Below are 23,859 nucleotides of genomic sequence, written 5' to 3' on the forward strand. Positions count from 1 at the left end.
GACGGCCGGAGAAAGGCCACTGATTTGCCCGACGCGACAAGCGGAATATTTTTCGCGACGGGGCTGGACAGGTTTTTTTGATTTGCCCGTCGGGCAATTTTTGCGTCGGTCCGTAGCCCCGGTTCGTAGGGTGGGTAGAGCGAAGCGAAACCCACCAATCACGAAAGCGGTGGGTTTCGCTTCGCTCTACCCACCCTACGACATCACCTACGCCCGCACCGCCGTCAATCCCGGCGGCGTCGCCGCAAAACCGGCCTTGGTGGCGTAGCCGCGCACGATGGCTTCGCGCTGCGCGTGGCTCAGCACCTTGTCGATGTCGGTAAAGCCGTCGGGCGCCAGTTGCTCGACCGCGTCGATCACGCCTTCGGGGCCACCGCGCCGGTTCGAGCGCACGATCTCCGCCGTCATCGGCAGCCGCTTCTGCTCATAGGCCACAAGCGCCTGGCGCGGATGCTCGGAGCGCACCAGCGCATCGGCCAGCGCGCGGGCATCGAGGATCGCCTGCGAGGCGCCATTCGAGCCGACCGGATACATCGGATGCGCGGCGTCGCCGAGCAGCGTGACGCGGCCCGACGACCAGTATGGCAGTGGATCGCGGTCGCAGCAGGGGTATTCATAAAACTCCGGCGTCGCCGAAATCAGTGAGCGCACGTCGACATAGGGCACCGAGAACCGTGCCACATGCGGCATCAACTCGTCGCGCTTGCCCGGCCGCGACCAGTCCTCGCGGCGCGACGGCGGCGAAGCGCCGTCGCCGACCTTCACCAGCACCGCCCAGTTGGTCAGGCGGCTCGCCGGGCTCGATCCTTCCGCGATCGGATAGACCACGACCTTGGCATGAAGCCCTCCGGCCACGATCATCGAACGTCCGGTCAGGAACGCCGGCCAGTCACGCGCGCCGCGCCACAGCATCAGGCCGTTCCAGCACGGCGGTCCCTCGTCCGGAAACAGGGTCTCGCGCACACGGGAATGGATGCCGTCGGCGCCGATCAGAATGTCGCCGCGCGTGGTTTTGATGTGCGCGCCGCCGCGATCGAAAAAATGCGCGGTGACTCCGCCCTCGTCCTGGGTGAAAGCGCCGAGCCGGCAACCGGTATGGATCGCGTCCTTGCCCAGCCGCTCCTCGACGGCGGCATGGATCACGCCCTGCAGGCGGCCGCGATGGATCGAGAATTGCGGCACGTCATGGCCGGCGCCAAGGCCGCGCGGCTCACGCCAGACTTCCTGGCCGTGACGATTGAGATAATACAATTCATCGGTGCGGATCGCGACGGCATCAAGCCGGTCCAGCAGCCCGAGGCCGGCGAGTTCGCGCATCGCATGCGGCAGGGTGTTGATGCCGACGCCGAGCTCGCGGATCGTGTCCGACTGCTCGTATAGCTCGCAATCGAGGCCCCGCGCGCGCAGCATCAGCGCAGTGGTGAGGCCGCCAATGCCGCCTCCGACGATGATCGCTTTCATCAGCCTACTCCACTCAAACTCTCTTCACCTCGCCCCGCGAAGGGCGGGGAGAGGGAGATGATAGAGCGAGCGTGCCATTCGGCCTATTCGGCCGCAAGCGGCTTTGTTGCCTCCGCCTTCAGCTCGGCGCGCGTTTTGGGCTTACCCTTAATTTTGAGGTCGTCGAAATCCTGCCGGTCGCGGACGCTGTTGCGGAAAATCTGCTCCTTGCCGGGCAGATATTGCGGCGGACAGGCAATCTCCGAGGCGCCATACCAGGCCGCCGCCCGCATCGTGAAAAACGGATCGACCAGATGCGGCCGGCCGAGCGCCACCAGGTCGGCGCGGCCGGCGGCGAGGATGGTATTGGCCTGATCTGCGGTCGTGATGTTGCCGACGCACATGGTCGCAACCCTGGCCTCGTTGCGGACCTGCTCGGAAAACGGCGTCTGGAACATCCGGCCGTATACCGGCTGGGCGTCGCGCACGGTCTGCCCGGTGGAGACGTCGACCAGATCGACGCCGGCCTCGCCGAACGCCCGGGCAACCGCCACCGCGTCATCGCCGGTGATGCCGCCTTCGGCCCAGTCGGTGGCGGAAATGCGCACCGACATCGGCTTGTGCGCGGGCCACGCCGCGCGCATCGCCTCGAATATTTCGAGCGGATAGCGCAGCCGGTTGGCGAGCGTGCCGCCGTACTCGTCGCAGCGCTGGTTGGTCAGCGGCGAGATGAAGCTCGCCAACAGATAACCGTGGGCGCAATGCAGCTCCAGCATGTCGAAGCCGCAAGCCTCGCCGCGCTCGGCGGCCGCAACGAATTCGGACTTGATGCGGTCCATGGCTGACCGGTCCAGCTCGCGCGGCACCTGGCTGTCGGGGAAGTACGGGATCGGCGACGCCGACACGACATCCCAGCCGCCCTGCTCCAGCGGCCGGTCCATGCCGTCCCACATCAGCTTGGTCGCGCCCTTGCGGCCGGCATGGCCAAGCTGCAGGCAAATTTTTGCCGCCGAATTGGCGTGCACGAAATCGACAATCCGCGTCCACGCCGCCTGCTGCTCGTCGTTCCAGAGCCCGGTGCAGCCGGGCGTGATGCGGGCGTCGCGGCCGACGCATGTCATCTCGGTGAAGATCAGCCCGGCGCCGCCGATGGCGCGCGAGCCGTAATGCACCAGATGGAAATCGACGGGCACGCCTTCCTTCGCCGAATACATGCACATCGGCGACACCACGGCGCGGTTGGCCACTTTCATCTCGCGCAGTTTGAGCGGCTGGAACATTGGCGCCAGCGGCTTGTCGATATCGACGTCAAAGCCTTTGGAGCGGACCTGGCGGGCAAACGCCTTGTCGACTTGCATGACAAAATCCGGCGCGCGGAGCGTGAGGTTGTCGTAGGTGATCGCCTTGGCGCGGGTCATGACCCCGAAGGCGAATTGCACGGGATCGAAATCCCAGAAGCGGTCGACATGCTCGAACCACACCAGCGACACATCAGCGGCGTGCTGGGTCTTCTCCACCTCCTCGCGCCGTCCCTGCTCGTATGTCTGCAAGGCGCCATCGACCGTCGGCGCGTTCGCCATCGCCTCGGCAAGCGCAATGGCGTCTTCCATCGCGAGCTTGGTGCCGGAGCCGATCGAGAAATGCGCCGTGGCCTTGGCATCGCCGAGCAGCACCATGTTGTCCTTGACCCAGCGCTCGCTGCGGATCATCGGGAAATTGCGCCACATCGAGCGGTTGGTCAAAAGCGGATGGCCTTCGAGGAACCAGCCAAAGATCTCCGCCATGCGATCGGCGGATTGCCTTTCGCTCAGGCCCTCAAGCCCGGCACGCTGGAACGTCTCGGCATCGGTTTCAAAAATCCAGGTCGAGCGGCCGGCCTCGTATTGATAGGCGTGGGCGATGAACGGGCCCCACTCGGTCTCCTGGAAAATGAACGTGAAGGCATCGAGCGGCCGGGTCGAGCCCATCCAGGCGAATTTGTTGGACCGCAGATCGACCTCGGGACGGAAATGATCGATGTATTTGTCGCGGAAGCGGCTGTTGATGCCGTCGGCCAGCACGATCAGATCGGCGTCGGCAAACCGCCGCTCGTCGTCGACGTCGGTTTCGAACAACAGCGTCACGCCGAGTTCGCGCGCCCGTTCCTGCAGGATCAACAGCAGCATGCGGCGCGAGCAGCCGCAAAAGCCGTTGCCGCCGACGCGATGGACGGTGCCGCGGAAGTGCACGGCGATGTCGTCCCAATAGGCGAATTCCTGGGTGATGCGGCGGTAGCTCGGGGAATCGTATTTCTCGAAATTGTCCAGCGTAGCGTCCGAGAACACCACGCCGAAGCCGAAGGTATCGTCGGCGCGGTTGCGCTCGTAGACCGTGATCTCGGCCTGCGGCCGCTGCTTTTTCAGCAGGATCGCGGCATAGAGACCGGCCGGTCCGCCACCGATGATCGCAATCTTCATGCGCCGCTCCGAAGCAGGTTATGGGCCATCCGGATATTGTTTTAAACCTAAAACAATTTTCCGGCAAGCCCCTTCACCGCCTCCGTCCTCATCCTGAGGAGCGGCCATTTTGGCCGCGTCTCGAAGGATGGGCCGCGGGCACATGGTTCGCCCGGCGATGCGAAGCATCGTCCGGAGACGGCGCAAGAGCGCCTCCTCACCATGAGGGAGGGATCGGCTCAATTGCCCTGGAACGCCGGCGTCAGCTTGCGCGAAAATGCCTCGAACGCCCGGGCGAAATCCTCGGTCGTCATGCACAGGGCTTGCGCCACGGCTTCGGCCTCGATCGCCTCTTCGACCGACATCGCCCATTCCATCGCCAGCATGCGCTTTGTCATGGTGTTGGCGAAGGTCGGGCCTTCGGATACCTGCTTGGCCAGCAATTGGGCCTGCGCCAGCACGTGATCCGGGGCGACGATGCGGCTGAAGAAGCCCCAGCGCTCGCCCTCCTCCGCGGACATGAAGCGGCCGGTGTACAGCAGTTCCGAGGCGCGCGACTGTCCGATGATGCGCGGCAGGATCGCGCACGCGCCCATATCGCAGCCGGAAAGGCCAACCTTGTTGAACAGGAACGCGACCTTGGCGCCGACCGCGGCCAGCCGCATATCCGAGGCCATCGCGATAATCGCGCCGGCGCCGGCGCAGATGCCATCGACGGCAGCGATAATCGGCTGCGGGCAGGCCCGCATCGCCTTGACCAGATCGCCGGTCATGCGGGTAAACGCCGTGAGACCCTTGGTGTCCATCTGCACCAAGGGACCGATGATCTCGAACACGTCGCCGCCCGAGGAGAAATTGCCGCCGGCGCCTGACACGACGATGGTCTTGACCTCGTCGTCCATCGCACAGGCGCGGAAGAAATCCGTCAGCTCACGGTAGCTGTCGAACGTCAGCGGATTTTTTCGCTCGGGACGGTTCAGCGTCACGGTGGCGACGCTGCCGACCACGGCCAGCAGGAAATGCGTGGGCGAATAATCCGCCAGCGGCAGCGTCACGGGGTTGGCCGGCTTGCTCATGGAATCTCCTTGCGACTACATCTTTGCTGGATGGCTGGACGGCGCGTCATTTCGCCCGGTCATATTTCTCCGCCGGCGACGGCGATGGCCTGGCCGGTGACTGAGCCTGCGCCCTCGCCGCATAGCCAAAGCACGGCGTCGGCGACTTCCGACGGCGCCACCAGGCGGCCCTGCGGATTGTGCTTTGCCAGTTCCGCCGTAGCCTGCTCGCGGCTGCGGCCGGTCTTGCGCATGATGTTGTCGATGCTGCCTTCGAGCAGATCGGTTTCGGTAAAGCCCGGACAGACGGCGTTGACGGTGACGCCGCTTTTGGCCGTCTCCAGCGCCAGCGAGCGCACCAGGCCGATCACCGCATGTTTGGCCGCTGCGTAGGCGCTGACATAGGCGTAGCCCTTGAGGCCGGCGGTCGACGCCACGGCAACAATGCGTCCGCGGCGACGCTCGACCATGCCGGGCAATACCGCCTGCGTGGCATGCACCACGCCCATGAAATTGATATCCATCATGCGGGCAAACAGCGCCGCATCGGATTTGCCGAACGGTGCGGATTCGGCCGCGCCCGCGTTGGCGATCAGGATGTCGATCGGCTGCCGCGCGGCGGCTTGCGCGATCGCCGCGCTGACGGAGGCCTGATCCGCGACATCGGCGACGGCAGCGAAATGCGCGGCGCCGGCGGCAACGGCGCTGTCCAGGGTTTCGCTGACGCGGCCGAGCACGGTGACGGTCGCGCCCGCCTGCACCAGTGCGGAAGCGATCGCGCGGCCGATGCCCCGTCCACCGCCCGTGACGAGCGCATGCGAGGAACGCGGCAGTCCGGACATGCGTTGGCCTCCCCGAATGAATTCGTCAAACCGTGGCCTGAAGCCGCTAACGCATATATTTTAAACTTCAAGCTTTGGCAAGAAAGGGACCGGCGAAGCAATCTGGCATGCTTGACAGCGGGAACGCCGCAGGTAGCGTCGACCCAACCAGGACAGGGATGAGGTTGATGGCAGCGCTCGAAAAAGGCATTACGCGGAACGGGACGGGCTATTCCGGCAAGACCTGGAACATTCTTGGCCAGGTCTATTTCCCGAAGGCGGTGACGGATTCGACCTTCGCGTTCGAGACCAACAGCGACCCCGGCCAGTTCGTGCCCGTGCACATTCATCCGACCCAGGACGAATTCATCCTGGTGCAGGACGGCATGCTCGATCTGAAGCTCGACGGCGTCTGGGTGCAGGCCAAGGCCGGCGATCTGGTCCGGCTGCCGCGCGGCATCCCGCACGGCTATTTCAACAAATCCGACAAGCCGGCCCGGGCGCTGTTCTGGGTCTCGCCGACGCAGAAGCTGGAGGCGCTGTTCAACCAGCTGCACAATCTGACCGACGTCGGCGAAATCGTCCGCATCTCGGCCGAGCATGAAGTGAATTTTCTGCCGCCCGAAGCCAACGAGTGAGCGCGGAGCTCAGGCGGAAACGCCGCCAGCTTGCGCCTTGACGTCGTCGACCGGGGCTTTTCCATCCCAGGCCCGCGTGATCAACTCACGGATTGCATCGCGCTCGATCGGCCGCGGATTCCAGTATGGATTCTTCACCGCCAGGTCGGCGGCCTGGTCGATATCCTGCTTTCGCATGCCGATTTCGCCGAGCGATCGGCGGATGCCGAGCTTGCCGCCGAGTTCGAACAGCCCGGCGGCCGCATCGTCCGCACCCAGCGCCCGCGCAATCTCGGCCATCGCCTGCGGCTCGGCCGAGGCGTTATAGGCGACCGCATGCGGCAGAATCACCGCATGGGTCTCGGCATGCGGCAGGTTGAAGGTTCCGCCGAGCGTGTGACAGAGCTTGTGGTGAAGCGCCATACCGACCGCGCCGAGGCAGCTTCCGCACAGCCAGGCGCCATAAAGCGCCTCAGAGCGGGCTTCGATGTCGCCCGCGTCGCTTTTGATTTTTGGCAGCGCCTGCGCGAGGTTTTTGATGCCTTCCTGCGCCATCAACGAGATGATCGGGTTGCGGTCACGCGCGTAAAGCGCTTCCACCGCATGCGCGATGGCGTTGAGCCCCGAGGTCGCCGCCAGTTGCGGCGGCATCGTCATGGTCAGATTGACATCGTAGATCACCGTCTCGGGGAGGATCTTTGGACTCGACTGCGTCGTCTTCAGGCCGTCGCGGGTCTCGCCGAGGATCGGCGTCATCTCGGAGCCGGCATAGCTCGTCGGCACCACGATCTGTGGCAGATCGGTTCGCAGCGCAATCGCCTTGCCGAGCCCGGTCGTCGAGCCGCCGCCGATGGCGACAATGCCATCGACCTTCAGTTCGCGGACGCGCGCCATGGCGCGATCGGTCACGTCCACCGGCGTGTGCATCGCCGCCTCGGCGAAAAATCCGGCGGCGCGATCGCCGAGCATCGCGGCAATATACGAGGCCCGCGCTGCCTGATTGGCCGTGGCCAGCACCAGCGCCCGCGAAATGCCGAGACGCGCCAGTTCGCCCGGCAGCTGGCTGAGCGTGCCGACTCCGAATATGACCCGCATCGGAGCCGTCTGGTAGGCGAAGCCCTGCATCGGCTAGGCCGCGCTCGGTTCGGCCAGACGCTCGGCGGCTACGGCCACCCGCGTGCGGCCTGCGAGCAGGATGATCCCGCCGGCCGCCAGCGCCGCAACGCCAATCGAGATGAACATCGGTAGCGAACTCTGATAGTTCTGTTGCAGCGCGCCCGCCACGAACGGCCCGAGGATAGCACCGACGCGCCCGACACTCAATTCCATCCCGACCGCCGTTGCCCGCACATTGGTCTCGTAGGCCGCCGAGGTAAAGTTGTTGAGGACGAACTGCGCGCCGATGATGAAGAACCCGGCGGCGGCGACGCAGGTGATGTTCACGACATGGTCGTTCAGGAATACGAGCGTCAGCACCGCGCATCCGCCGAGCGCCCACCACAGGCCGAGCAAACCCCGGTTGCGGCCGAAGCGGTCGACGAGGTGGCCGAGCATGATGCTGCCGACAAAGGACATGATCTGCATCAGCGCGCCGAATCCGAAGCTGGCCGTGAACGTCTCGCCCCGCGCGATCATCACCGTCGGGATCCATCCGGACAGGCCGAAGATGCAGAACAGGCTGAGGAAGGCGGTGGCCCAGATCGCAATCGTGGTCCGGCGGTAACGCGGCTGCAGCAGTTCGAGGATCAGGTTGCCCGAGGGCTGGTTGGTGTCGGCGGCAACGGTCGCCGTTGCATAAATATGCGCGCGCTCCGGCCGCAGCTTTGCCAGCATCTCCCGGATCTCGGTGACCCGCCCCTTGATCGCAAGGAACTTTGGCGATTCCGGCAGCGTCAGATGCATGAACGGCAGCAGCAGAAAGGACAGCGATCCGATCCAGTAGAGACTCTGCCAACCCCAAGACGGCGTGGCGAAGACGCCGACGACGCCCGCCAGCGTGCCGCCGGCGGCCCAGCCCAATGCTACGCCCCACAGCGCAAAGGTGTTGGCCACCCGCCGCGGCGCGAGTTCGTTGATGTAGGTGGTGGCGAGCGGCAGCAGTACGCCGAGACCGAGACCCGTCAACAATCGCAAGGCACAGAAGCTCACGAACGAATTGGCCAGCACCGCGGTCATCAGCGTGAAGATGCTGGTGATCCAGAGGCCGGCGAGCAGCGTCCCGCGTCGCCCGAACCGGTCCGCCGCGACGCCATGCAGGGCGGCGCCGAGCAGGAAGCCGACCAGCCCGCTGGAGATCAGCAAACCCGCCTGCCCCGCCTTGAGGCCCCAGGGCGCGGCCACATAGTGGATAACGTAGGCCGGATTGAAGGTGTCGTAGCCGTCAAACAGCGTCAGCAATCCCATGATGGCGCCGAGCCGCCAGTGGAAGCCGCCTGCCCTGGCGTCCGCCAATTCCTCATGAACGTCGATCGCTTGCGAAGTCATTATGTCCTCCCCTGTCCTGGTTGGCGTTGGTCGGTCGCTGCCGGCTATTCTGCGGCTTGCGCGACCTTGCCGGATGGCAACGAGTTGGTGTCCGCGAGCTTGAACAGCCGCAGCGCGTTATCCCGCCCGATCTTTTTCCGATCAGCTTCGCTGATGGTCGCATTGTCGAACCATTGCGCGGCGTGATCGACGTTCTCGAACGGCCAATCGGCGGAGAACAGGAGTTTGTCGGCGCCGATCTCGAGCAAGGCGTCGATCAGCGTCTGGGTGCGGAAATTGCCCGACGTCGTCAGATAGAAATGCTGGTTGAAGTACTCGCAGATCTTCTTCTTGGCCTTGTAGCGCGGCGGCGCCTTCACCCAGCCGTTGCGGTGATCGATCCGCCACATGCTGTAGGGCAGCCCTTCGCCCATATGGCCCAGGATGATCCGCAAGCCCGGGTATTTATCGAACAGCCCGGAGCCCATCAGGCGCAGCGCGTGGACGGCGGTCTCCTGACCGAACGCCCAGGTCGGGCCCAGCAGCCATTCGTGGCCTTCGTAAATCCTGGAGTCCTCGGCGAGCGGATTGCGCGGGTGCAGATAGAAGGGGACGTCGAGCGCTTCGACCGTTTCCCAGAACGGCCAATAGCGATCGAGATCGTAATAGACAGGGGTTCGCCCGTCGCCGGCCTGCGAAAAGCCGTTCACCAGCGCGCCCTTGAAGCCGAGCGTGTTGACCGCGCGGTCGAGTTCGGCGATGGCGAGATCCGGATCCTGCATCGGAAGGGCCGCGAACGCCTGAAACCGGTCGGGACGTTTCGCAACCTGTTCGGCCAGATAATCGTTGGCGCGGATCGCGATTTCGCTGGCCTTCCTGACGTCGGGTATCGCCTGCACGGCGGGAGCGTTCAGCGACAGGATCATCATCTCGACGCCCTGCTCGTCCATCTGCTTCAGCCGCTTGTCCTGGATATCCAGCAGACGGTCCTTGAGTTCGGGCCAGTAGCTGTCCGGCACGAAGCCCGCAGAATCCATCAGCGTTTCCGGAATAGCAAAATGCTCTTCGAGCGCGATCTTGCCCTGCATCGTCATTCTCCCTTTGGTTTCAGTATTGTCCGAGCGGCGTCAGGCCGAGGGCCATTTGGCCGTACATGGTACCGACCGCGTCCCAGTTCATGCTGATGTGGCGGCCGACCGCATTGGCGTCGCGCCAGGCCCGCTGCACCGGATTGGCGAGATCGAGCCCCTGCCCGCCGGTCGAGGCATTGAGCGCCTCGCTGGCACGGATGGCGAGCGAAACCGCAAACGCCTGTCCGCGGCGGCTGACGATGCGGTCCTCGATCGACACCGGCCTGCTCGCGCGAACGGTTGCCGCGCGATCGCGCAAATCGCGCAAGAGAATTTCGCGCGCCGCGTCGGTGGAGGCGGCGGCTTCCGCGACCCGCAACTGGATGGTCGGGAATTCCGCCATCTTGTTGTTGCTCCCGGCAACGGCGCCGCGCGTCACGCGCTTGCTGGTGGCTTCGAGATAGTCCTCAAGCGCGCCAGCCGCAGTGCCGACGGCGACGGACGCCAGGCAGGACGGGATGTTGCACAGCATCGGAAGCGAGAAGCCGGGATTTTCCGGACGCAGCAACGCGCCCGGCGTCTTGCCCGAGGTTGTTTCGAGAAAACTCAGGATCCGGTGTTCGGGAACGAAGACATCCTTCAACTGCAGCGTCTTGCTTCCGGTCCCGGAGAGACCGACGACATTCCAGGTATCGTCGATGAGATAGTCCGAGGCGGGTACGAGCAGAAACGCCGGTGTGAACCGGTCGGCCTCCGTCCGCGACGGCAGCAATGCTGCGCACAACGACCATTGCGCATTGTCGCAGCCGCTGGCGAAGGACCAGCGGCCGCTCAACAGATAGCCGCCGTTGGCGGCAACGGCCTTGGTCGTCGGCGCGTAGGAGCCGCAGGCCAGCGCATCGGCGTTGGAATCCCAGACGTCGCGCTGGGCCTGTTCGGGGAAGCTCGCAATCAGCCATTGATGGGCCGCGAGCAGCCCGCCGACCCAGGCGGTCGACGCGCACGCTTTCGCCAGTTGGATGTTGAGGTCGACCAGGACATCGAAATCATACTCGTAGCCACCGAAGGCGCGCGGCTTGACGATATCGAAATAGCCGATCTCCCGTAAGCTAAGGATGTTTTCGGCGGGAACGCGTCCGCTTTTTTCCGTGGTGTGCGCCCGCGCCTTGATATGCGGACTGATATCGGCAACCCGGGCCCTGAGTTCGGCAGGACCGGGACGTTTTCCGAGCGGCTGATCGGCAATTCGTTCGAAAGCTTGCGCGGCAACACTCATGTCGGTTCCTCCGTCGTCTGATATTCGGCGCGGCCAAAGCCGTCCGGTTAAGCGGCTTTGGTTTCGGCGGGCACAGAAAAACAGTAGGTCGCGTCCTGATAGATCAGCGGGTCGATCGGATCGCGGACGTTCACGAGTTCGGCCTCGCCGATGAAGATCGTGTGAGTGCCGTAGGGCACGGCGGCGGCCTTCCTGCAAAAGATATTGATCTGCGCGGTCTCGAGATAGCTGATGCCTTCCGGCGATACCGCCCATTCGCCCAGACCGAAACGTGTCTCCGGCGAGAGCGCCCCGCTAAACGCGGCTGATAACGCGACCTGGTCCCGGCGCAGCAGGTTCACGCAGAACCGCCGCGCCAGCAGCATGATGTCGTGCAGCAGGCTCGCCTGGTTGACGCACACCACCAGTGACGGCGGATCCATCGACAGGGACGTCACCGCGGTCGCGGTCATGCCGTGCCGGCGGGTCTGGTCGGCCGAGGTAATGACGGTAACGGCCGCCGGGAAGCGGCGCATGGCAAGCTTGAAGGACGAACGAAGATCGTCGGTCGCGGCATCCAAGGACATTGCTTCTCTCCTGTCACGCAGATCCGCTTCTTCGGTCGAACTATTTCAATTACAATATTTGCAAACGCAAGTGTTTGTCAAACAAAAATTTCAAACTGCAAATCTGCTTGTTTGACGGCGGACATTTCGGTAGGTGTGCGGGCGCAATTGTTGCGGCTTGCCGGAGCCCAAGGCCTTGTACAGACTTTCGAATTCATTTCCCTATCTGCTGAACCGGGTCGGCGTCCGGATGGGCGAGCTGTTCTCGCGGCGCATTGCGACGTACGGCATCACGCTGCCGATGTACCGGGTGCTGGCAGCGGTCTGGGAAACCGGCGATCAGCGCTTAAGTGATCTCTCCGCCGTGACGACCACCGAAATTTCGACGCTGTCGCGCCTCGTCGGCGAGATGAAGCGCAAGGGTCTGGTCACGCGCAGCCGTCTGGAAGACAACGGTCGCACCGTCGCCATCAATCTCACGTCGAAGGGCCGGCTGCTCGTGGAGGAGCTGATGCCCATCGCCGTGCATTTTGAAGAAGTAGCGGTGTCCGACTTCTCCGATGAAGAAGTCGCGCGCCTCAAGATCGTGCTTCGCGAAATTTATGAAAGCCTGGGATCGATCGAGCCCGAAATAGAGGCGACGAAAGCCTCGGCCAAACCGACGCGAAAATCGTCTTTGGACCGGTCGCGACCGAAACTACGCACGAGAGAATGATCGCTCCTTTGATCCGATCACCACTTTTCATTGAACGGACGGAGCTCGGTCAGGAACGACCAGGCTGAGCGGTCCTGGCCGTGGAGATGAAACAGTTCGTCGGCGATCGCCGCGGGCTTGATGAAAAAATCGTCGGGCTTGTCGTTCATCCGTTTGCGCATCCCCGGCGTGTCGATGACCGCATCGATCAGGATGTAGGCGACGTGCACGCCGGCCGGTCCGAGTTCGCGGGCAATCGATTCGGCAAGAATGCGCTGCGCGGCCTAGGTTGGCGCAAAGCCGGCGAAATTGGCCTTGCCGCGGATCGACGATGTGTTGCCGGTCACCAGGATGGTGCCCTTGCCGCGCTTGACCATATCCGCCGCCACTTCCCGCGCCAGATACAGCAACCCCATCACATTGACCTCGAAATTGCTTCGCAGCATCTGCGGGTCGATCTCCTGAAAGTTTCCCCAGCCGCCGCCGACCGCGTTGTGGACGAGGACATCGGGCGGACCGAAGCGTTGTCGCACCTCGGCGACAGCGGCCCTCACCGCGCTCTCGCCGGACACGTCGCATGCGATGGCGTGAACGTCGGGAAGCGTCCCGGCGAGCGCATTGATCCGGTCCGCCGAGCGAGCCAGCGCCACGACGCGAAATCCCCCGGCCGAAAACCGCCTGACGATGGCCGACCCGGTCGCCGGTCCCACCCCGGTTACGATCGCAACAGGCTTGTCGGTCATGCGCCCTCCCCTCGACTCCGCATCGGAATATCCCGCGGGACCATTATATTATATGCATAATTCAACAACCGCAAAGCCGCCAGGACACAAAAAAGCGTCTCAGCCGGGGCGGCGGCTGAGACGCTTTGGAGATGCCGCCGGATGATCCAATCCGGCGATCGTGGCCACGTTGTCTCCGATGACAAGACCAACGCCTGGTTAGCGGTATTCCCCAATCTTGGCATCCTCTCGAGCTGTTCAAGGAATGTTGCGACCGTCGATCGCCGTGATGACGACGTCGTGAAGCAAGCGACCAAAATGGCTTGAGGCGGCGGGGGCGCCATTGCCCATTTGAATCCGGATCGGATGCAGATTCCCGCCCAATCGATTGATCCGTCATCGCTACCGCCGGTGCGTGACGCTTCCCACCCTCAGCACCGAACATTCAGCTGCACGCAGTATGCACGCGAGAGCGGTGCATCTCACGCCGGGTTGAACAGCCCTCCATGCCAGCGATCGGGAATATCCGGACTCGCGCATGAGTCTGGTTGGTGAAAGCGCTGATGCACGGCGCGAACGATACGGAGATGCAAGATGACCAGATTCACGCTCGTTGGCGTGGCCGCAATTCTGTCAGCCGCGATCGCAACGCCGGTGCTCGCCGCTGGGCGCGAGACGACCACTAAACCGTGGTTAGCGCCGGTGGGGCACCGCCAGCCGCGCACCGCCGATATTCCCGCATCATCTTCGCAATCTCTGCAGACCCTCGATCAGGAAGACGCGTATGTCGACCGGAAGATCAGCAACGTTTGCCGGGGCTGCTGATCACCGTGAATTGACGTTGATATCCAACCATCAAAGGAACCTGACAATGAAGACCTTTAAAATTCTGACCGCGCTCATGCTCGTGGCGTCGCTCGCGGCGCCGGCGACGGCCCAGGACCGCGTCCACAAGCATAGCCCGCGAGCCCAGACACAGGCAATCGAGGGCCGCGAGGTCGCGGCACCGCCATGGAGCGCCGCCTGCATGACCGACCACGGCCTAAGCGAGTGCGGCGAGCCAATGTGGATCTACGGCACCCATGAGGCAATTGCCGCATACCGAAATGCGTTCTGACAAGGCTGCTGATCACCGTGAATTGACGTTGATATCCAACCATCAAAGGAACCTGACAATGAAGACCTTTAAAATTCTGACCGCGCTCATCCTCGTGGCGTCGCTCGCGGCGCCGGCGACGGCTCAGGAGCGAGCCCACAAGCGCAGCGCGCCCCCTCAGACACAGGGAATCGAAGGCCGCGAGGTCGCGGCACCGCCATGGAGCGCCGCCTGCATGACCGACCACGGCCCAAGCGAGTGCGGCGAGCCAATGTGGATCTACGGCACCCCTGAGGCAATTGCCGCATACCGAAATGCGTTCTGACAAGCCGGTGTCCGACACCGCGGCACTTGAGAGGAACGCAATGCGCCGAGATCGGATCCATTCACGGACCGTCAACTCGTTTCGCCGAACCGCCGGCGGATTTCGAATCGCACGCCTTGTTCGATATGCAGCGGCGGGGCTGGCGATCGTTATTGCCGCCTCGTCGTCGCCTCGAACGGCTCATGCCCAGGAATATCCGTGGTGCCTGTCGCGGGAAGGCTATCTCTATTGTTTCTACAAAACGCAGCAGCAATGTCAGTGGACCGCCTCCGGCATCGGCGGCTGCGCGCTCAATCCGCGTTTGCTTTTCGATCAAACCGCGCGATTCCTAGTCGTGTCCTGAATTGGGCATATCCGAAAATACCTCGAAACACCCTGACGCTGGATCAGTTTTCGAGCGTTCTGAAATTCGAGCGTTCTGAACGATGAGGGATTTGAGATCGTGGATACGAGGTCTTATGGCTATCTCCCGCGACCGGGTCCATTCTTTCCACGTCTTTGTCAGCTTCTGGTCGAGCCGTCGAAAAGGCTTGCGAGGCGCTCAAGGTCCCCCAAGCCCCGAGTTACCGATGTGACCGAGGCTGTCACCGAAACGAGCCCCGAGGGGGCTTGGACAGCGACATCACCTCCAGATCCGGAGGCGCCTGCTATAGCGCCGTGCCCAGGGCGATCCAGATCGCAAGAGCAATGCACCAGACGATAGCTGTGTATGGCAGAGCGACGCGCATTTGCCCCCCTGTTCGAACGAGCGAAGCCGACGCGGATGAACAATATTGGAACAGCGTTCGTTCGCGTCTATCTGATTCAGGCCCGCGCGCGAATACCCCAAAAGAGGTACTCCGGCTGCGCCGCATCCAGCCGAATGCGACGATGTGCTAGAATAGCTTCTGATTGAATCGATTACAGCCTGGACTGGCCCGATGAAGTCCAATCTTGCGGTTGGCGTTCGCGTTCGAATGAGCGCACTCGGTGCGTCACGCTGTGCGCGCCTCGCCAGCAAGACGGGCACGATTGTCGGAGGAAGCGTCTACGCCAATAGCGTCAGCGTCTTGTTCGACGGAAATAGAACACGGACCACAATTCATCGTGAATACGTCGAAGTGCTGCTGCCGGGCCTGGACACACCCCGAGACAGCACGGCGACGCCGCGCTGAAAGCGAGAATTTCCGCGGGCGGGGTATAACGACGCACTTCGACGCCGCCAAGCGGTGCTGCGAACGCCGCATCCGCCACCGCTGACCTCAAGCTCCATATCGTCGTCTTTATGCCGACGGTCCAGGTCGATGGCGGCACCCCGGCATAAAACGAGGTGCCACAGGCCGTGATCGACACCCGATTGATATCGTGAAAGTCCAATTCCACGTCTGTCGGCATTTTGACGGCGCCGCGAGCGACATCAAGATATTGCGCAAGCGTCTCGTTAACCACGCTTGGCTGTTCAGCCGCTATTTCGGGGTCGAACAGGCGCGGCATTCCATGGAGCCCGCCCGCTCCTTTTTGCACTCAGTCCGACCAGAACGGCAGAGGCGGCCTGTCCTCGGGAGGACTCGCGCGATCGCTCCGTGAAATCGCGAACGTCGCGAGCTCTGTCCGGTTGCTGATTTCGAGCTTCTGAAAGATGTGATGCAGATGCACCTTGATGGTACCGTCGGTAATATTCAGCCGTCGTCCAATTTCCTTGTTCGACAACCCTTCGGACACCAAACCCATGATCTGGCGCTCGCGCTCCGTCAGCGTTGTCAGCGCATTCTCCCTGATCGCGTTTTGCTCCGGAGACACAGCCTGCACGGATGAAGGCAGCGGCAACAGCAACTGGCCTTCGACAACCTGCTGCAGGGACTGCACCAGAACCTCGGCCGTGACGTCCTTCGGAATGATGCTGTAGCCATCGGCCGCCGCTGCCAGAACCAGTTCGCTCTCTTCATCAGATGCGGTGAAAAAGACCAGTCGCGTGGAAAGACCTTCGGAATTGACGATGGAGAGAATTTCGAGCCAGCTCACGCCGGACATTGAGACGTCGAGAATGGCGATGTCAGGCGTTAAATTCCGAAGCGCTTCGATGCAGCTCGTACCATCGCCGCAACACGCAACAACATCGAAGCCCCGGTGCGCTCCGAGCAGGTGGCTCAAACCGTGCAGAACCACGGGATGGCGGTCTGCGATCACGACGCTGGTACTACGCATTGCGCGGTCCTCAGCCTGTCGCCCCAATAGCTTAAACCCCTCGCGCCCTGACTTGTTTCACCTGTAGCCTAAACGAGATCATAACAAATTTCCAAGAATCCAACACGTGTGGATTCCGCAGCGCAAAAACGAGGTTAACGGGAATTTGGGTCTGTCCGCTTGCCTGCGCTCGTCGAGAGAAAAGCTATTGGCACAACTCCCAACGGATATCCGTAAAACTGCGGATTGGTTTAGGCGCGGCGGAGCGCCGCTGCCTGTGCAGATCCGTTCTAGGCGCTTCCCAATTTGGGTGCCTCAGCAGAACATTTTCACAACGTTTGATAAACGTCGCACTCCTCACTCGCGCAGAGAATGTCGTTGACCTGAACAAATATCACCTACCGGACTAAGAATCCGCGGTACGTTGTTGCCTCTCGGACGTCGACAGCCGTTTGTTATTATGAACGACATTCATCCGGACACACGCGAGCACCTATAACGAATGGTATATAGGGATATCGTGAATTCGAATCTAACATTCATAAAGGGTTAACGATACGGAGCCCTCGAAATCTGCCAACGAAAACTCCTGTGAACGAAAAATCCTGTGAACGAAAAATATCCTGTGAACGAAAAATATCCTGTGAACGAAGGAGCGCCGACCGAAGAAACCAAATGGTCAAAACCAAATGTAGCGTAAGGGCTGGGAGAGTAAAATGTACAGACAACATTCATTTGCAACGATACTCATTGGAAGAAGCGTCTTAATCAGAGAAGGAATTGCGAAAATTCTCCGGGCGGCAAATCTTCGCATCGCCGCCTCGGTATCATGCGGTGACGATCTGGCGCCGAATAAACTCCAACCGCACCAACTGCTGTTTCTCATTGTCCACACCGGCGATGATTTCGACGCCGTCCTTGAACAAATCGAACTCTTGCGGGACAGCCATCCGAAAGGACGCATTGCGATCGTGGCCGATCACCATCGGCTGGACGACCTGGTTTCCGCATTTCGAGCAGGCGCGAACGGTTATTTCGTCGACGTCATGACGTGCGATTTGTTCATCAAGTCCGTTGAACTGGTGGCAATGGGCGAGACGATCTTTCCGCCGGCATTTTTGTCATTCGCTCTCGATCCCGAAAACGATCGCGTCGGCAAGGCTGTGCTGCGCGACGAAAACGCACAGGCGATGCTGTTCAGGACAAAGGACAGGATCGCGCCGCAGCTTTCCCCGCGGGAGCAGTCAATTCTGCAATGCCTGATCGAAGGCGACTCCAACAAATGCATAGCCCGAAAGATCGATATCGCCGAGGCGACGGTGAAGGTTCACGTCAAGGCAATCCTGCGCAAGATCCGGGTCCAGAACCGGACCCAGGCGGCGATCTGGGGGATGAACAATGCGACCCTGGCAAAATCGCAAAACGGCTACGCGCTGCCCTCAACCGTCGATATGAGCCCACGGCTTCCAAAGCCCATCGAGGTGATCTCCGAGATCAAGCAAATCGAGGCTCCGGATTCACTAAAGGTGGTTAATCACGTTGGGGTGCCTCGCATTGACGGCCTGACCCGCAAGGGCATCAACCGAAGAGCCCTCTGAACGGCACGGCTCGACAGCCAGGCGAAGGGGCCCAGGCGCTCCGGCGACTGCGACGCGTCGGCGGCGGCAGATTTGAAGGCGACCACGCCGCTGCTATTAACGGCCGCCGGATGGCTGTGGGTTCGGGCACACCGGGCAACGCAAAGCTCTGGGGCGTCGGCAGCGCCAGGCGCCGCCGCGACTTAAATCCGCTATTTCATTTCAACCGATGACTGACACAGCATTCGGGATGCCGTTCAAGCGACCGACGGGCCCAAGCCGTTAGATGCTAACAGGGATTGTTGCAACGCGGCTTATTGCGCACACTCGTCATTTGACCGTCATCGCCATCCTGGCCGCGTCCACGCGCAGTCCACGCCAACCCGACGCCGGTAGATCCGACAGATTGGAACGAGACGACGCGGATCACAGAAGTGCGCCGACTGGATCACGGTCGCAGGTAGCTCCAGCCTCGCTCCTGCAGCTCCATGAGCCGGACCACTCCGGATTTGGTGACCTTTGCCTGCGAGATGAGCGGGATCTCCTTCGCCTCGGCTCTTGTCATGTTCTCGCGAGTGTTCCCGCATGCCGAGAAGGTGAGCTCGGGCGTGGTTTCGCTCATGGACTTGATGCGCGCTTTGACGGGAGAGGTGTCTTCGCGCAGCATGTGCAATCCGGGCCCAAAGGCGACCACTTCGATTTCAACCTTCTGGCCGATCTCGCTGTAGTGCTGCACCGTATTGCTCACATTATTGAGAACGAGATTCATGGTCGCGGGGTCATTGACGTCAACCTGTATGGCGAGCCGATGCGGCTGCGTTCGGTGGACGCCGGCGGTCATTCTGGCGTTTGCATTGATTTTGGAGAGAGTGGCTTTGCCGAGAGTACCGGCTGGCGCAGAACCGCTGGTTTGAGTGCTCAGCATCAAGGTGAGCCCAACAGTGGCCACGCCGGTGAATACGGCGAATGATCTGTTCATGTTGTTTCCTTGAGTGTGCAGGAAATTCCGACTCAAGTCTGCGCCACAACGTAGTCATGCGCGAATATGCGGGTCAAGAATCGTTCAACAAATGCGGGCGCGATCTACTTAATTGCCGGTATTCGTGCGTCTACCTCATTGGGACTACCTCTACTGCGACCGACATAGGAGTAGCGGTTCCAATTCTCCGGCATCCAGGCGCCAAGCGCGATGCTCTCCTGCCGCTCTTGCATGAGTCGTACAGGATCGCGGCGCTCTCGCGTTGACGACGTGAAGCGCGCAGGTTTGCCGGATGAACGCCGGCTTCATCGCTCTCGCAGCGACTCCTGCTTGTATCTCGCCAGCGGCGAGAGAAGGTAGCTGATGATCCTGCGCGTACCAGTCTTGATCTCGACCGTCACCGCCATGCCGGGACCGAGGTTGACGAGCTTGTCCTCCACCTGCATGTGCGTGCGGTCGAGTGAAATGCGCGCCGCATATTCCAGCTCCTGACCTTTCGGCTCACTGCTGCTCTGCACTGCGCCCGGTGTCCGGTCATTCGACCCGCCCTGTTGCCTGTCGCGCGTGATGGCGTCCGTCGACACGCTGAGCACGTCTCCATGAAGGAGCCCGTAGCGCGTGAAGTTGAATGTATCGACCTTGATCTCCGTCTTCTGTCCCGGATGGACGAATCCGATATCGCGGTTGGAGAGCATGGCCTCAATCTCGAGATGGCTGTCGCTCGGAACCAACACGGCCAGCGCCTGAGCAGGCGTCACCACGCCTCCCACCGTATGAACGGCGAGCTGTTGCACGACGCCATCGACCGGCGCAGTCAAATGCTGGAGTTTCGTGCGCCGCTCCGCCTTGACCACTTCCTGCGCGGCGCTCGCCACCTTCTGCTCGGCTTTAGCGAGTGCGTCAAAGGTCGTGCGCCGATACTCCGCGGCGGTCCTTTCCCTCGTTTCCTTTAGCAAAGCGATGGCCGCATCGGCTTCGTGGAGCCGGCTCTGCTGCACGACGAGATCCTGCTGAAGGCCGACGAGATCCTGATACTCGGTGAGATAGGTGACCTTCGAAACCAGTGCCTTTTCGAGGAGACTCTTGCGAATGTCGACCCGCTCCTGCAGCACCGGTATCGTCGCCTGCAGCTTCGCGACGCTCGCCGACGTGGTCGCCCGTTCCGCCTCCTTCTGGCCTTGCTGGCGCTCGATCTCGGAGAGCTTGGCGTTCTGCTCGGCCCGCTGGCTGATCAGGAACTGACGATGCATCTCGATTTCGGCAGCGCCCGCGCTCTGCGGCGGCCGGAAGGCGGCAAGCGGATCCTCGGCGAGCGCCGCGCGCAGCCGCGCGACGTCGAGTTCGGTCGCCACGAGATCGCTCCTCTGGCGCTCCTGGTCGGCATCCGTCATCGTCGGGTCGAGCTCGATCAGGACGTCGCCGGCCTTGACGCTCTGTCCGTCGCGTACGTGGATGGCGCGGACAACGCCTGTCTCGAATGGCTGGATCAGCTTGGTGCGTCCGCCCGGCACGATCTTGCCCGTCGCGGTAGCGACGATGTCGACGCTGCCGAATGACGCCCACAGCAGCGCAACGCAGAAGACCGCGATGATGCTCGCCCCGATCGCGCGCCCGATCGGCGACGGCGGCGATTCAGTGATTTCGAGCGCCGCCGGCAGGAATGCAATTTCCTGCTCGCGACGGCGAACTTCGGCTCTCGGAAATGGAACGATGTTTCGGCTAGCGGACGTCATGGATGCCGGCCTGCAGATAGTGAAGGTTTGCGTAACGCCCGTTCGAGCGGATCAGCTCATCGTGGGTACCGTCCTCGACGATGCGACCATGCTCGATCGTGATGATCCGGTTCGCGTGGCGCACGGTCGAGAGCCGGTGAGCGATGACGAAGACGGTCCGGCCGGCGGAAATTCGTTTCATGTTCTGCTGGATGGCGCGCTCGCTTTCGTAGTCCAGTGCGCTGGTCGCCTCGTCGAGGATGAGGATGCGCGGATCGGTAATGAGCGCGCGGGCGATCGCGACTCGCTGGCGCTGCCCGCCGGAAAGACTGCTGCCGCGTTCGCCCACGATCGTGTCATAGGCCTCAGGCAGCTCCAGGATGAAATCGTGAGCACCGGCGAGCGATGCCGCCGCAATGACACGCTCCATGGGCATCGCCGGATCGGCGAGCGCGATGTTCTCACGAATGGAGCGGTTGAAGAGCACGTTTTCCTGCAAGACGACGCCGATCTGGCGCCGAAGCCAGGCGAGGTCGACCATCGCCAGGTCGACGCCATCGACCAGCACGCGTCCGCTCTCCGGCACGTAGAGACGCTGTATCAATTTGGCGATGGTACTCTTGCCCGAACCCGAGGAGCCCACGATGCCGATGATCTGACCCGGCTCGACGCTGAACGACACGTCATGCAGCACCTCCGGACCATCGATGCGGTAGCGGAAAGTCGCATGCTCGAATGTGACCTGCCCGCGGATCGGCGGCAGCGCGGCGCGGCCGGGATTGAAGCTTGGCTCAGGAATGGTGTTGAGGATGTCGCCGAGACGATCGATCGACAGACGGGCCTGATGGAAATCCTGCCACATCTGCGCGAGCCGCAGCACCGGCATGCTGACGCGCGCGGCCAGCATGTTGAACGCGACGAGCTCGCCGACGCTCAGTTCGCCGCCGATCACGAGCCTGGCGCCGAAGTAAAGGGTCGCGGCGACGACCAGCTTGTTGATCATCTGGACCGCCTGGCTCGCCGTATTATTCAGGCTGAGCACACGGAAACTTGCCGCCACATAGCCCGCGAGCTGCTCCTCCCAGCGGATCTGCATCTGCGGCTCGACCGCCATGGCCTTCAGTGTCTCGACGCCGGTGACGCTCTCAACCAGGAAGGCCTGATTCTCGGAGCCGCGATTGAACTTCTCGTCGAGGCGCCGGCGAAACAGCGGCGCAGCTCCCGCAGAGATGCCGATATAGAATGGGAACGACGCCAGAACGATCAGCGTCAACGTCGTCGAATAATAGAACATCACCACAAGGAATACGACGGTGAACAGGAGATCGATCACGAGCGTAAGCGCCGAGCTCGTCAGGAACTGGCGGATATTTTCCAGCTCGCGCACACGTGCGACCGAATCGCCGACGCGACGGGTCTGGAAATATGCGATCGGCAATGCCATCAGGTGACGAAACAGCCGGGCACCGAGCTCAACGTCGATGCGGTTCGTCGTGTGCGCGAACAGATAGACGCGCAGCGTGCCGAGAATGGCCTCGAAGACGGTCAGCGCGACAAGGCCCGTGACCAGAACGTCGAGCGTGCTCATGCTTCGATGCACGAGCACCTTGTCGATGACCACCTGGAAGAACAGCGGTGAGATGACGGCAAAGACCTGAAGGAAGAACGACGCTAGCAGCACCTCGCTCAGAAGACCGCGGTATTTGCGGACTGCGCCAAGGAACCAGCCGATGTCGAACCGCCGTGAGAGATCCGTCAGCGCCGCGCGCCGGGTCATCAGGATGATGTCGCCGTCCCAGATGGCCTCGAGTTCGGCCTGTGTCATTGCTTCGGGTCGGGGGGACAATGGGCGCTGGACAAGGAGATTGTCGTCGATGACCTTGCCGAGGATCAGAAATCCGCCGTCCCGCAGCACGGCGATCCCCGGCAGCGGAGTGACCGAAAGCCGGTTCCAGCTCGTCCTCTGTACCCGAGCCTTGAGCGCGAAATCCTTGGCACAGCGCAGAATTTCGGTAACGCCTACTCGCGCCGCACCCACCCGGTGCCTGATCTGGTCCGGGTCCGCCGCGATGCCGTGACAACGCAGCAATATCGCCAGGGCCAGAAGCCCGGATTCATCGCCGCTGGCAGATTCGGGGCTCGCCTCGGATTCGATGCTCGCTGCCGGGACGGCAGTATCGCGTTGATCGGCAAAACGCGCACGCACGGTATCTCCGGCACGCATAAAGACATCGCGGACGCGCCGCACAAGGCCACGTCCGCTGATGCCGGCAAGTGCCTGAAGCACCCGCCCGCTCATGCCGGCAAGTGCATGAAGCGCCCGCCGTGCGGGACTCTGTGATCCAGCCAGGATCAAACGGCCATCCCAGACCGCATCGAATTCCGCGCGCGTCATCAGCTTCGGATGCGACGAGGTTGGATGCAGCACAAGCGCCGCCTGATCGTCGACCTTTCCGAGAAGCAGAAATCCGCCATCACGCAGCGATGCGATTCCGGGGAGCCCGATGCCCGCCAGTCGCTTCCAATGTGTCGTGCGCGAACGGACCTTGAGTCCGAGTTCGCGGGCACAGCGAAGCATCGCGCGGATGCCGATCGTTTCGCTCCCGCAGCGATCGCGGAGCTGGTCGGGCTCAGCGATCACGCCATGAAGGCGCAGGAACAGAGCCAGGGCTCGAAGCCCGAGATCTGCGGCGTGGGCATTTCCATTCTGGATCGCCATTTTTTAACTCATCAACCCTTCGCGGCTACCGACCGCGTTCGAAGTTCCTTCTCATGCATTCCCAACGTGATGGTGTCGCACCCTTGCCGAGGCCGAACGCTGCTCCACGCCGTCGATCGACGGCATGGAGCGCGTGGGTGCGGGAGCAGA

The 23,859-nt window shown here is 62.3% G+C and carries 25 protein-coding genes; 8 read left to right on the top strand and 17 right to left on the bottom strand.

Annotation, left to right across the window (positions count from 1 at the left end):
• Nucleotides 1–207: 207 nt before the first annotated feature.
• From V1289_RS07805 to V1289_RS07820, 4 genes are all read right to left on the bottom strand, one after another.
• A complete protein-coding gene (locus tag V1289_RS07805; protein WP_334396391.1) occupies nt 208–1,461 on the bottom strand; it encodes a flavin-dependent oxidoreductase in 1,254 nt (417 codons plus the stop codon).
• Nucleotides 1,462–1,544: 83 nt separating this feature from the next.
• Nucleotides 1,545–3,896: a bifunctional salicylyl-CoA 5-hydroxylase/oxidoreductase gene (locus tag V1289_RS07810; RefSeq protein ID WP_334396393.1), complete on the bottom strand. Its 2,352-nt coding sequence runs from the start codon at nt 3,894–3,896 to the stop codon at nt 1,545–1,547.
• 218 nt (nt 3,897–4,114) lie between these two features.
• Nucleotides 4,115–4,951 (bottom strand): enoyl-CoA hydratase family protein, encoded by an 837-nt coding sequence (locus tag V1289_RS07815; RefSeq protein WP_334396394.1) that lies wholly within the window; start codon nt 4,949–4,951, stop codon nt 4,115–4,117.
• Nucleotides 4,952–5,010: 59 nt separating this feature from the next.
• Nucleotides 5,011–5,772 (bottom strand): SDR family NAD(P)-dependent oxidoreductase, encoded by a 762-nt coding sequence (locus V1289_RS07820; protein WP_334396395.1) that lies wholly within the window; start codon nt 5,770–5,772, stop codon nt 5,011–5,013.
• 167 nt (nt 5,773–5,939) lie between these two features.
• Between V1289_RS07820 and V1289_RS07825 the strand changes: the two genes are divergently transcribed.
• A complete protein-coding gene (locus V1289_RS07825) occupies nt 5,940–6,389 on the top strand; it encodes a cupin domain-containing protein (RefSeq protein WP_309178725.1) in 450 nt (149 codons plus the stop codon).
• Nucleotides 6,390–6,398: 9 nt separating this feature from the next.
• Here V1289_RS07825 and V1289_RS07830 read toward each other — a convergent pair whose 3' ends face one another.
• The 5 genes from V1289_RS07830 to V1289_RS07850 are packed head-to-tail and all read right to left on the bottom strand — an operon-like array spanning nt 6,399 to nt 11,743.
• Complete coding sequence (locus V1289_RS07830; RefSeq protein WP_442895968.1) at nt 6,399–7,493, bottom strand: maleylacetate reductase; 1,095 nt, start codon at nt 7,491–7,493, stop codon at nt 6,399–6,401.
• A gap of 3 nt (nt 7,494–7,496) precedes the next feature.
• Nucleotides 7,497–8,852, bottom strand: coding sequence for an MFS transporter (locus V1289_RS07835; protein WP_334396397.1), 1,356 nt, complete (start codon nt 8,850–8,852; stop codon nt 7,497–7,499).
• 44 nt (nt 8,853–8,896) lie between these two features.
• Nucleotides 8,897–9,919, bottom strand: coding sequence for an amidohydrolase family protein (locus V1289_RS07840; RefSeq protein WP_334396398.1), 1,023 nt, complete (start codon nt 9,917–9,919; stop codon nt 8,897–8,899).
• Between the two features lie 19 nt (nt 9,920–9,938).
• Nucleotides 9,939–11,177, bottom strand: coding sequence for an acyl-CoA dehydrogenase family protein (locus tag V1289_RS07845; protein ID WP_334396399.1), 1,239 nt, complete (start codon nt 11,175–11,177; stop codon nt 9,939–9,941).
• Nucleotides 11,178–11,224: 47 nt separating this feature from the next.
• Entirely contained in the window at nt 11,225–11,743 is a 519-nt protein-coding gene (locus V1289_RS07850) for a flavin reductase family protein (protein WP_334396400.1), read from the bottom strand.
• Nucleotides 11,744–11,972: 229 nt separating this feature from the next.
• Between V1289_RS07850 and V1289_RS07855 the strand changes: the two genes are divergently transcribed.
• Entirely contained in the window at nt 11,973–12,437 is a 465-nt protein-coding gene (locus V1289_RS07855) for a MarR family winged helix-turn-helix transcriptional regulator (RefSeq protein WP_334396401.1), read from the top strand.
• Between the two features lie 17 nt (nt 12,438–12,454).
• Here V1289_RS07855 and V1289_RS07860 read toward each other — a convergent pair whose 3' ends face one another.
• Entirely contained in the window at nt 12,455–12,646 is a 192-nt protein-coding gene (locus tag V1289_RS07860) for a hypothetical protein (RefSeq protein ID WP_334396402.1), read from the bottom strand.
• Nucleotides 12,647–12,700: 54 nt separating this feature from the next.
• On the bottom strand, nt 12,701–13,159 hold the full coding sequence (locus V1289_RS07865) for an SDR family NAD(P)-dependent oxidoreductase (RefSeq protein WP_334396404.1): 459 nt from the start codon (nt 13,157–13,159) through the stop codon (nt 12,701–12,703).
• Between the two features lie 141 nt (nt 13,160–13,300).
• Between V1289_RS07865 and V1289_RS07870 the strand changes: the two genes are divergently transcribed.
• The 5 genes from V1289_RS07870 (at nt 13,301) to V1289_RS49565 (ending at nt 14,902) form a co-directional block, all read left to right on the top strand.
• Nucleotides 13,301–13,465, top strand: a complete 165-nt coding sequence (locus V1289_RS07870) for a hypothetical protein (RefSeq protein ID WP_334396405.1) — start codon at nt 13,301–13,303, stop codon at nt 13,463–13,465.
• Nucleotides 13,466–13,732: 267 nt separating this feature from the next.
• On the top strand, nt 13,733–13,963 hold the full coding sequence (locus V1289_RS07875) for a hypothetical protein (RefSeq protein ID WP_334396406.1): 231 nt from the start codon (nt 13,733–13,735) through the stop codon (nt 13,961–13,963).
• Nucleotides 13,964–14,009: 46 nt separating this feature from the next.
• Complete coding sequence (locus V1289_RS07880) at nt 14,010–14,255, top strand: hypothetical protein (RefSeq protein WP_334396407.1); 246 nt, start codon at nt 14,010–14,012, stop codon at nt 14,253–14,255.
• A 58-nt stretch (nt 14,256–14,313) separates the two neighbouring features.
• Entirely contained in the window at nt 14,314–14,559 is a 246-nt protein-coding gene (locus V1289_RS07885; RefSeq protein ID WP_334396408.1) for a hypothetical protein, read from the top strand.
• 40 nt (nt 14,560–14,599) lie between these two features.
• Nucleotides 14,600–14,902 carry a DUF3551 domain-containing protein gene (locus V1289_RS49565; RefSeq protein WP_442895969.1) on the top strand — a complete coding sequence of 101 codons (303 nt, stop codon included), beginning with the start codon at nt 14,600–14,602 and terminating at the stop codon, nt 14,900–14,902.
• Nucleotides 14,903–15,600: 698 nt separating this feature from the next.
• On the opposite strand, the gene V1289_RS07890 is transcribed toward V1289_RS49565, so the two are convergent.
• The 3 genes from V1289_RS07890 to V1289_RS07900 all read right to left on the bottom strand — a co-directional run bounded on the left by V1289_RS07890 (nt 15,601) and on the right by V1289_RS07900 (nt 17,708).
• Entirely contained in the window at nt 15,601–16,032 is a 432-nt protein-coding gene (locus V1289_RS07890; protein ID WP_334396409.1) for a hypothetical protein, read from the bottom strand.
• Between the two features lie 30 nt (nt 16,033–16,062).
• A complete protein-coding gene (locus V1289_RS07895; RefSeq protein WP_334396410.1) occupies nt 16,063–16,743 on the bottom strand; it encodes a response regulator transcription factor in 681 nt (226 codons plus the stop codon).
• A gap of 806 nt (nt 16,744–17,549) precedes the next feature.
• On the bottom strand, nt 17,550–17,708 hold the full coding sequence (locus V1289_RS07900; RefSeq protein ID WP_334396412.1) for a hypothetical protein: 159 nt from the start codon (nt 17,706–17,708) through the stop codon (nt 17,550–17,552).
• Here V1289_RS07900 and V1289_RS07905 point away from each other — a divergent pair.
• Nucleotides 17,694–18,320, top strand: a complete 627-nt coding sequence (locus V1289_RS07905; RefSeq protein WP_334396413.1) for a LuxR C-terminal-related transcriptional regulator — start codon at nt 17,694–17,696, stop codon at nt 18,318–18,320. The genes V1289_RS07900 and V1289_RS07905 overlap by 15 nt on opposite strands.
• Before the next feature lie 427 nt (nt 18,321–18,747).
• On the opposite strand, the gene V1289_RS07910 is transcribed toward V1289_RS07905, so the two are convergent.
• The 3 genes from V1289_RS07910 to V1289_RS07920 form a co-directional block, all read right to left on the bottom strand.
• A complete protein-coding gene (locus tag V1289_RS07910) occupies nt 18,748–19,278 on the bottom strand; it encodes a DsrE family protein (protein ID WP_334396414.1) in 531 nt (176 codons plus the stop codon).
• Nucleotides 19,279–19,583: 305 nt separating this feature from the next.
• Nucleotides 19,584–21,011: an HlyD family type I secretion periplasmic adaptor subunit gene (locus tag V1289_RS07915; protein WP_334396415.1), complete on the bottom strand. Its 1,428-nt coding sequence runs from the start codon at nt 21,009–21,011 to the stop codon at nt 19,584–19,586.
• Nucleotides 20,998–23,709, bottom strand: a complete 2,712-nt coding sequence (locus V1289_RS07920; protein WP_334396416.1) for a type I secretion system permease/ATPase — start codon at nt 23,707–23,709, stop codon at nt 20,998–21,000. Before V1289_RS07920 ends, V1289_RS07915 begins: the two co-directional genes overlap by 14 nt.
• Nucleotides 23,710–23,859 lie beyond the last annotated feature (150 nt).

This window comes from Bradyrhizobium sp. AZCC 2289 (assembly GCF_036924615.1).
Lineage (GTDB): Bacteria > Pseudomonadota > Alphaproteobacteria > Rhizobiales > Xanthobacteraceae > Bradyrhizobium.

Excerpts from the sequence above, each read along its gene's own strand:
- V1289_RS07895 (WP_334396410.1), bottom strand. The coding sequence starts at position 16,743 with ATGCGTAGTACCAGCGTCGTGATCGCAGACCGCCATCCCGTGGTTCTG.
- V1289_RS07900 (WP_334396412.1), bottom strand. The coding sequence starts at position 17,708 with ATGGTGATCGGCCACGATCGCAATGCGTCCTTTCGGATGGCTGTCCCG.
- V1289_RS07850 (WP_334396400.1), bottom strand. The coding sequence starts at position 11,743 with ATGTCCTTGGATGCCGCGACCGACGATCTTCGTTCGTCCTTCAAGCTT.
- V1289_RS07820 (WP_334396395.1), bottom strand. The coding sequence starts at position 5,772 with ATGTCCGGACTGCCGCGTTCCTCGCATGCGCTCGTCACGGGCGGTGGA.
- V1289_RS07805 (WP_334396391.1), bottom strand. The coding sequence starts at position 1,461 with ATGAAAGCGATCATCGTCGGAGGCGGCATTGGCGGCCTCACCACTGCG.
- V1289_RS07915 (WP_334396415.1), bottom strand. The coding sequence starts at position 21,011 with ATGACGTCCGCTAGCCGAAACATCGTTCCATTTCCGAGAGCCGAAGTT.
- V1289_RS07870 (WP_334396405.1), top strand. The coding sequence starts at position 13,301 with ATGATCCAATCCGGCGATCGTGGCCACGTTGTCTCCGATGACAAGACC.
- V1289_RS07855 (WP_334396401.1), top strand. The coding sequence starts at position 11,973 with ATGGGCGAGCTGTTCTCGCGGCGCATTGCGACGTACGGCATCACGCTG.
- V1289_RS07875 (WP_334396406.1), top strand. The coding sequence starts at position 13,733 with ATGACCAGATTCACGCTCGTTGGCGTGGCCGCAATTCTGTCAGCCGCG.
- V1289_RS07840 (WP_334396398.1), bottom strand. The coding sequence starts at position 9,919 with ATGCAGGGCAAGATCGCGCTCGAAGAGCATTTTGCTATTCCGGAAACG.
- V1289_RS07830 (WP_442895968.1), bottom strand. The coding sequence starts at position 7,493 with ATGCAGGGCTTCGCCTACCAGACGGCTCCGATGCGGGTCATATTCGGA.
- V1289_RS07890 (WP_334396409.1), bottom strand. The coding sequence starts at position 16,032 with ATGCCGCGCCTGTTCGACCCCGAAATAGCGGCTGAACAGCCAAGCGTG.
- V1289_RS49565 (WP_442895969.1), top strand. The coding sequence starts at position 14,600 with ATGCGCCGAGATCGGATCCATTCACGGACCGTCAACTCGTTTCGCCGA.
- V1289_RS07885 (WP_334396408.1), top strand. The coding sequence starts at position 14,314 with ATGAAGACCTTTAAAATTCTGACCGCGCTCATCCTCGTGGCGTCGCTC.
- V1289_RS07810 (WP_334396393.1), bottom strand. The coding sequence starts at position 3,896 with ATGAAGATTGCGATCATCGGTGGCGGACCGGCCGGTCTCTATGCCGCG.
- V1289_RS07845 (WP_334396399.1), bottom strand. The coding sequence starts at position 11,177 with ATGAGTGTTGCCGCGCAAGCTTTCGAACGAATTGCCGATCAGCCGCTC.
- V1289_RS07920 (WP_334396416.1), bottom strand. The coding sequence starts at position 23,709 with ATGGCGATCCAGAATGGAAATGCCCACGCCGCAGATCTCGGGCTTCGA.
- V1289_RS07865 (WP_334396404.1), bottom strand. The coding sequence starts at position 13,159 with ATGACCGACAAGCCTGTTGCGATCGTAACCGGGGTGGGACCGGCGACC.
- V1289_RS07825 (WP_309178725.1), top strand. The coding sequence starts at position 5,940 with ATGGCAGCGCTCGAAAAAGGCATTACGCGGAACGGGACGGGCTATTCC.
- V1289_RS07910 (WP_334396414.1), bottom strand. The coding sequence starts at position 19,278 with ATGAACAGATCATTCGCCGTATTCACCGGCGTGGCCACTGTTGGGCTC.
- V1289_RS07835 (WP_334396397.1), bottom strand. The coding sequence starts at position 8,852 with ATGACTTCGCAAGCGATCGACGTTCATGAGGAATTGGCGGACGCCAGG.
- V1289_RS07880 (WP_334396407.1), top strand. The coding sequence starts at position 14,010 with ATGAAGACCTTTAAAATTCTGACCGCGCTCATGCTCGTGGCGTCGCTC.
- V1289_RS07815 (WP_334396394.1), bottom strand. The coding sequence starts at position 4,951 with ATGAGCAAGCCGGCCAACCCCGTGACGCTGCCGCTGGCGGATTATTCG.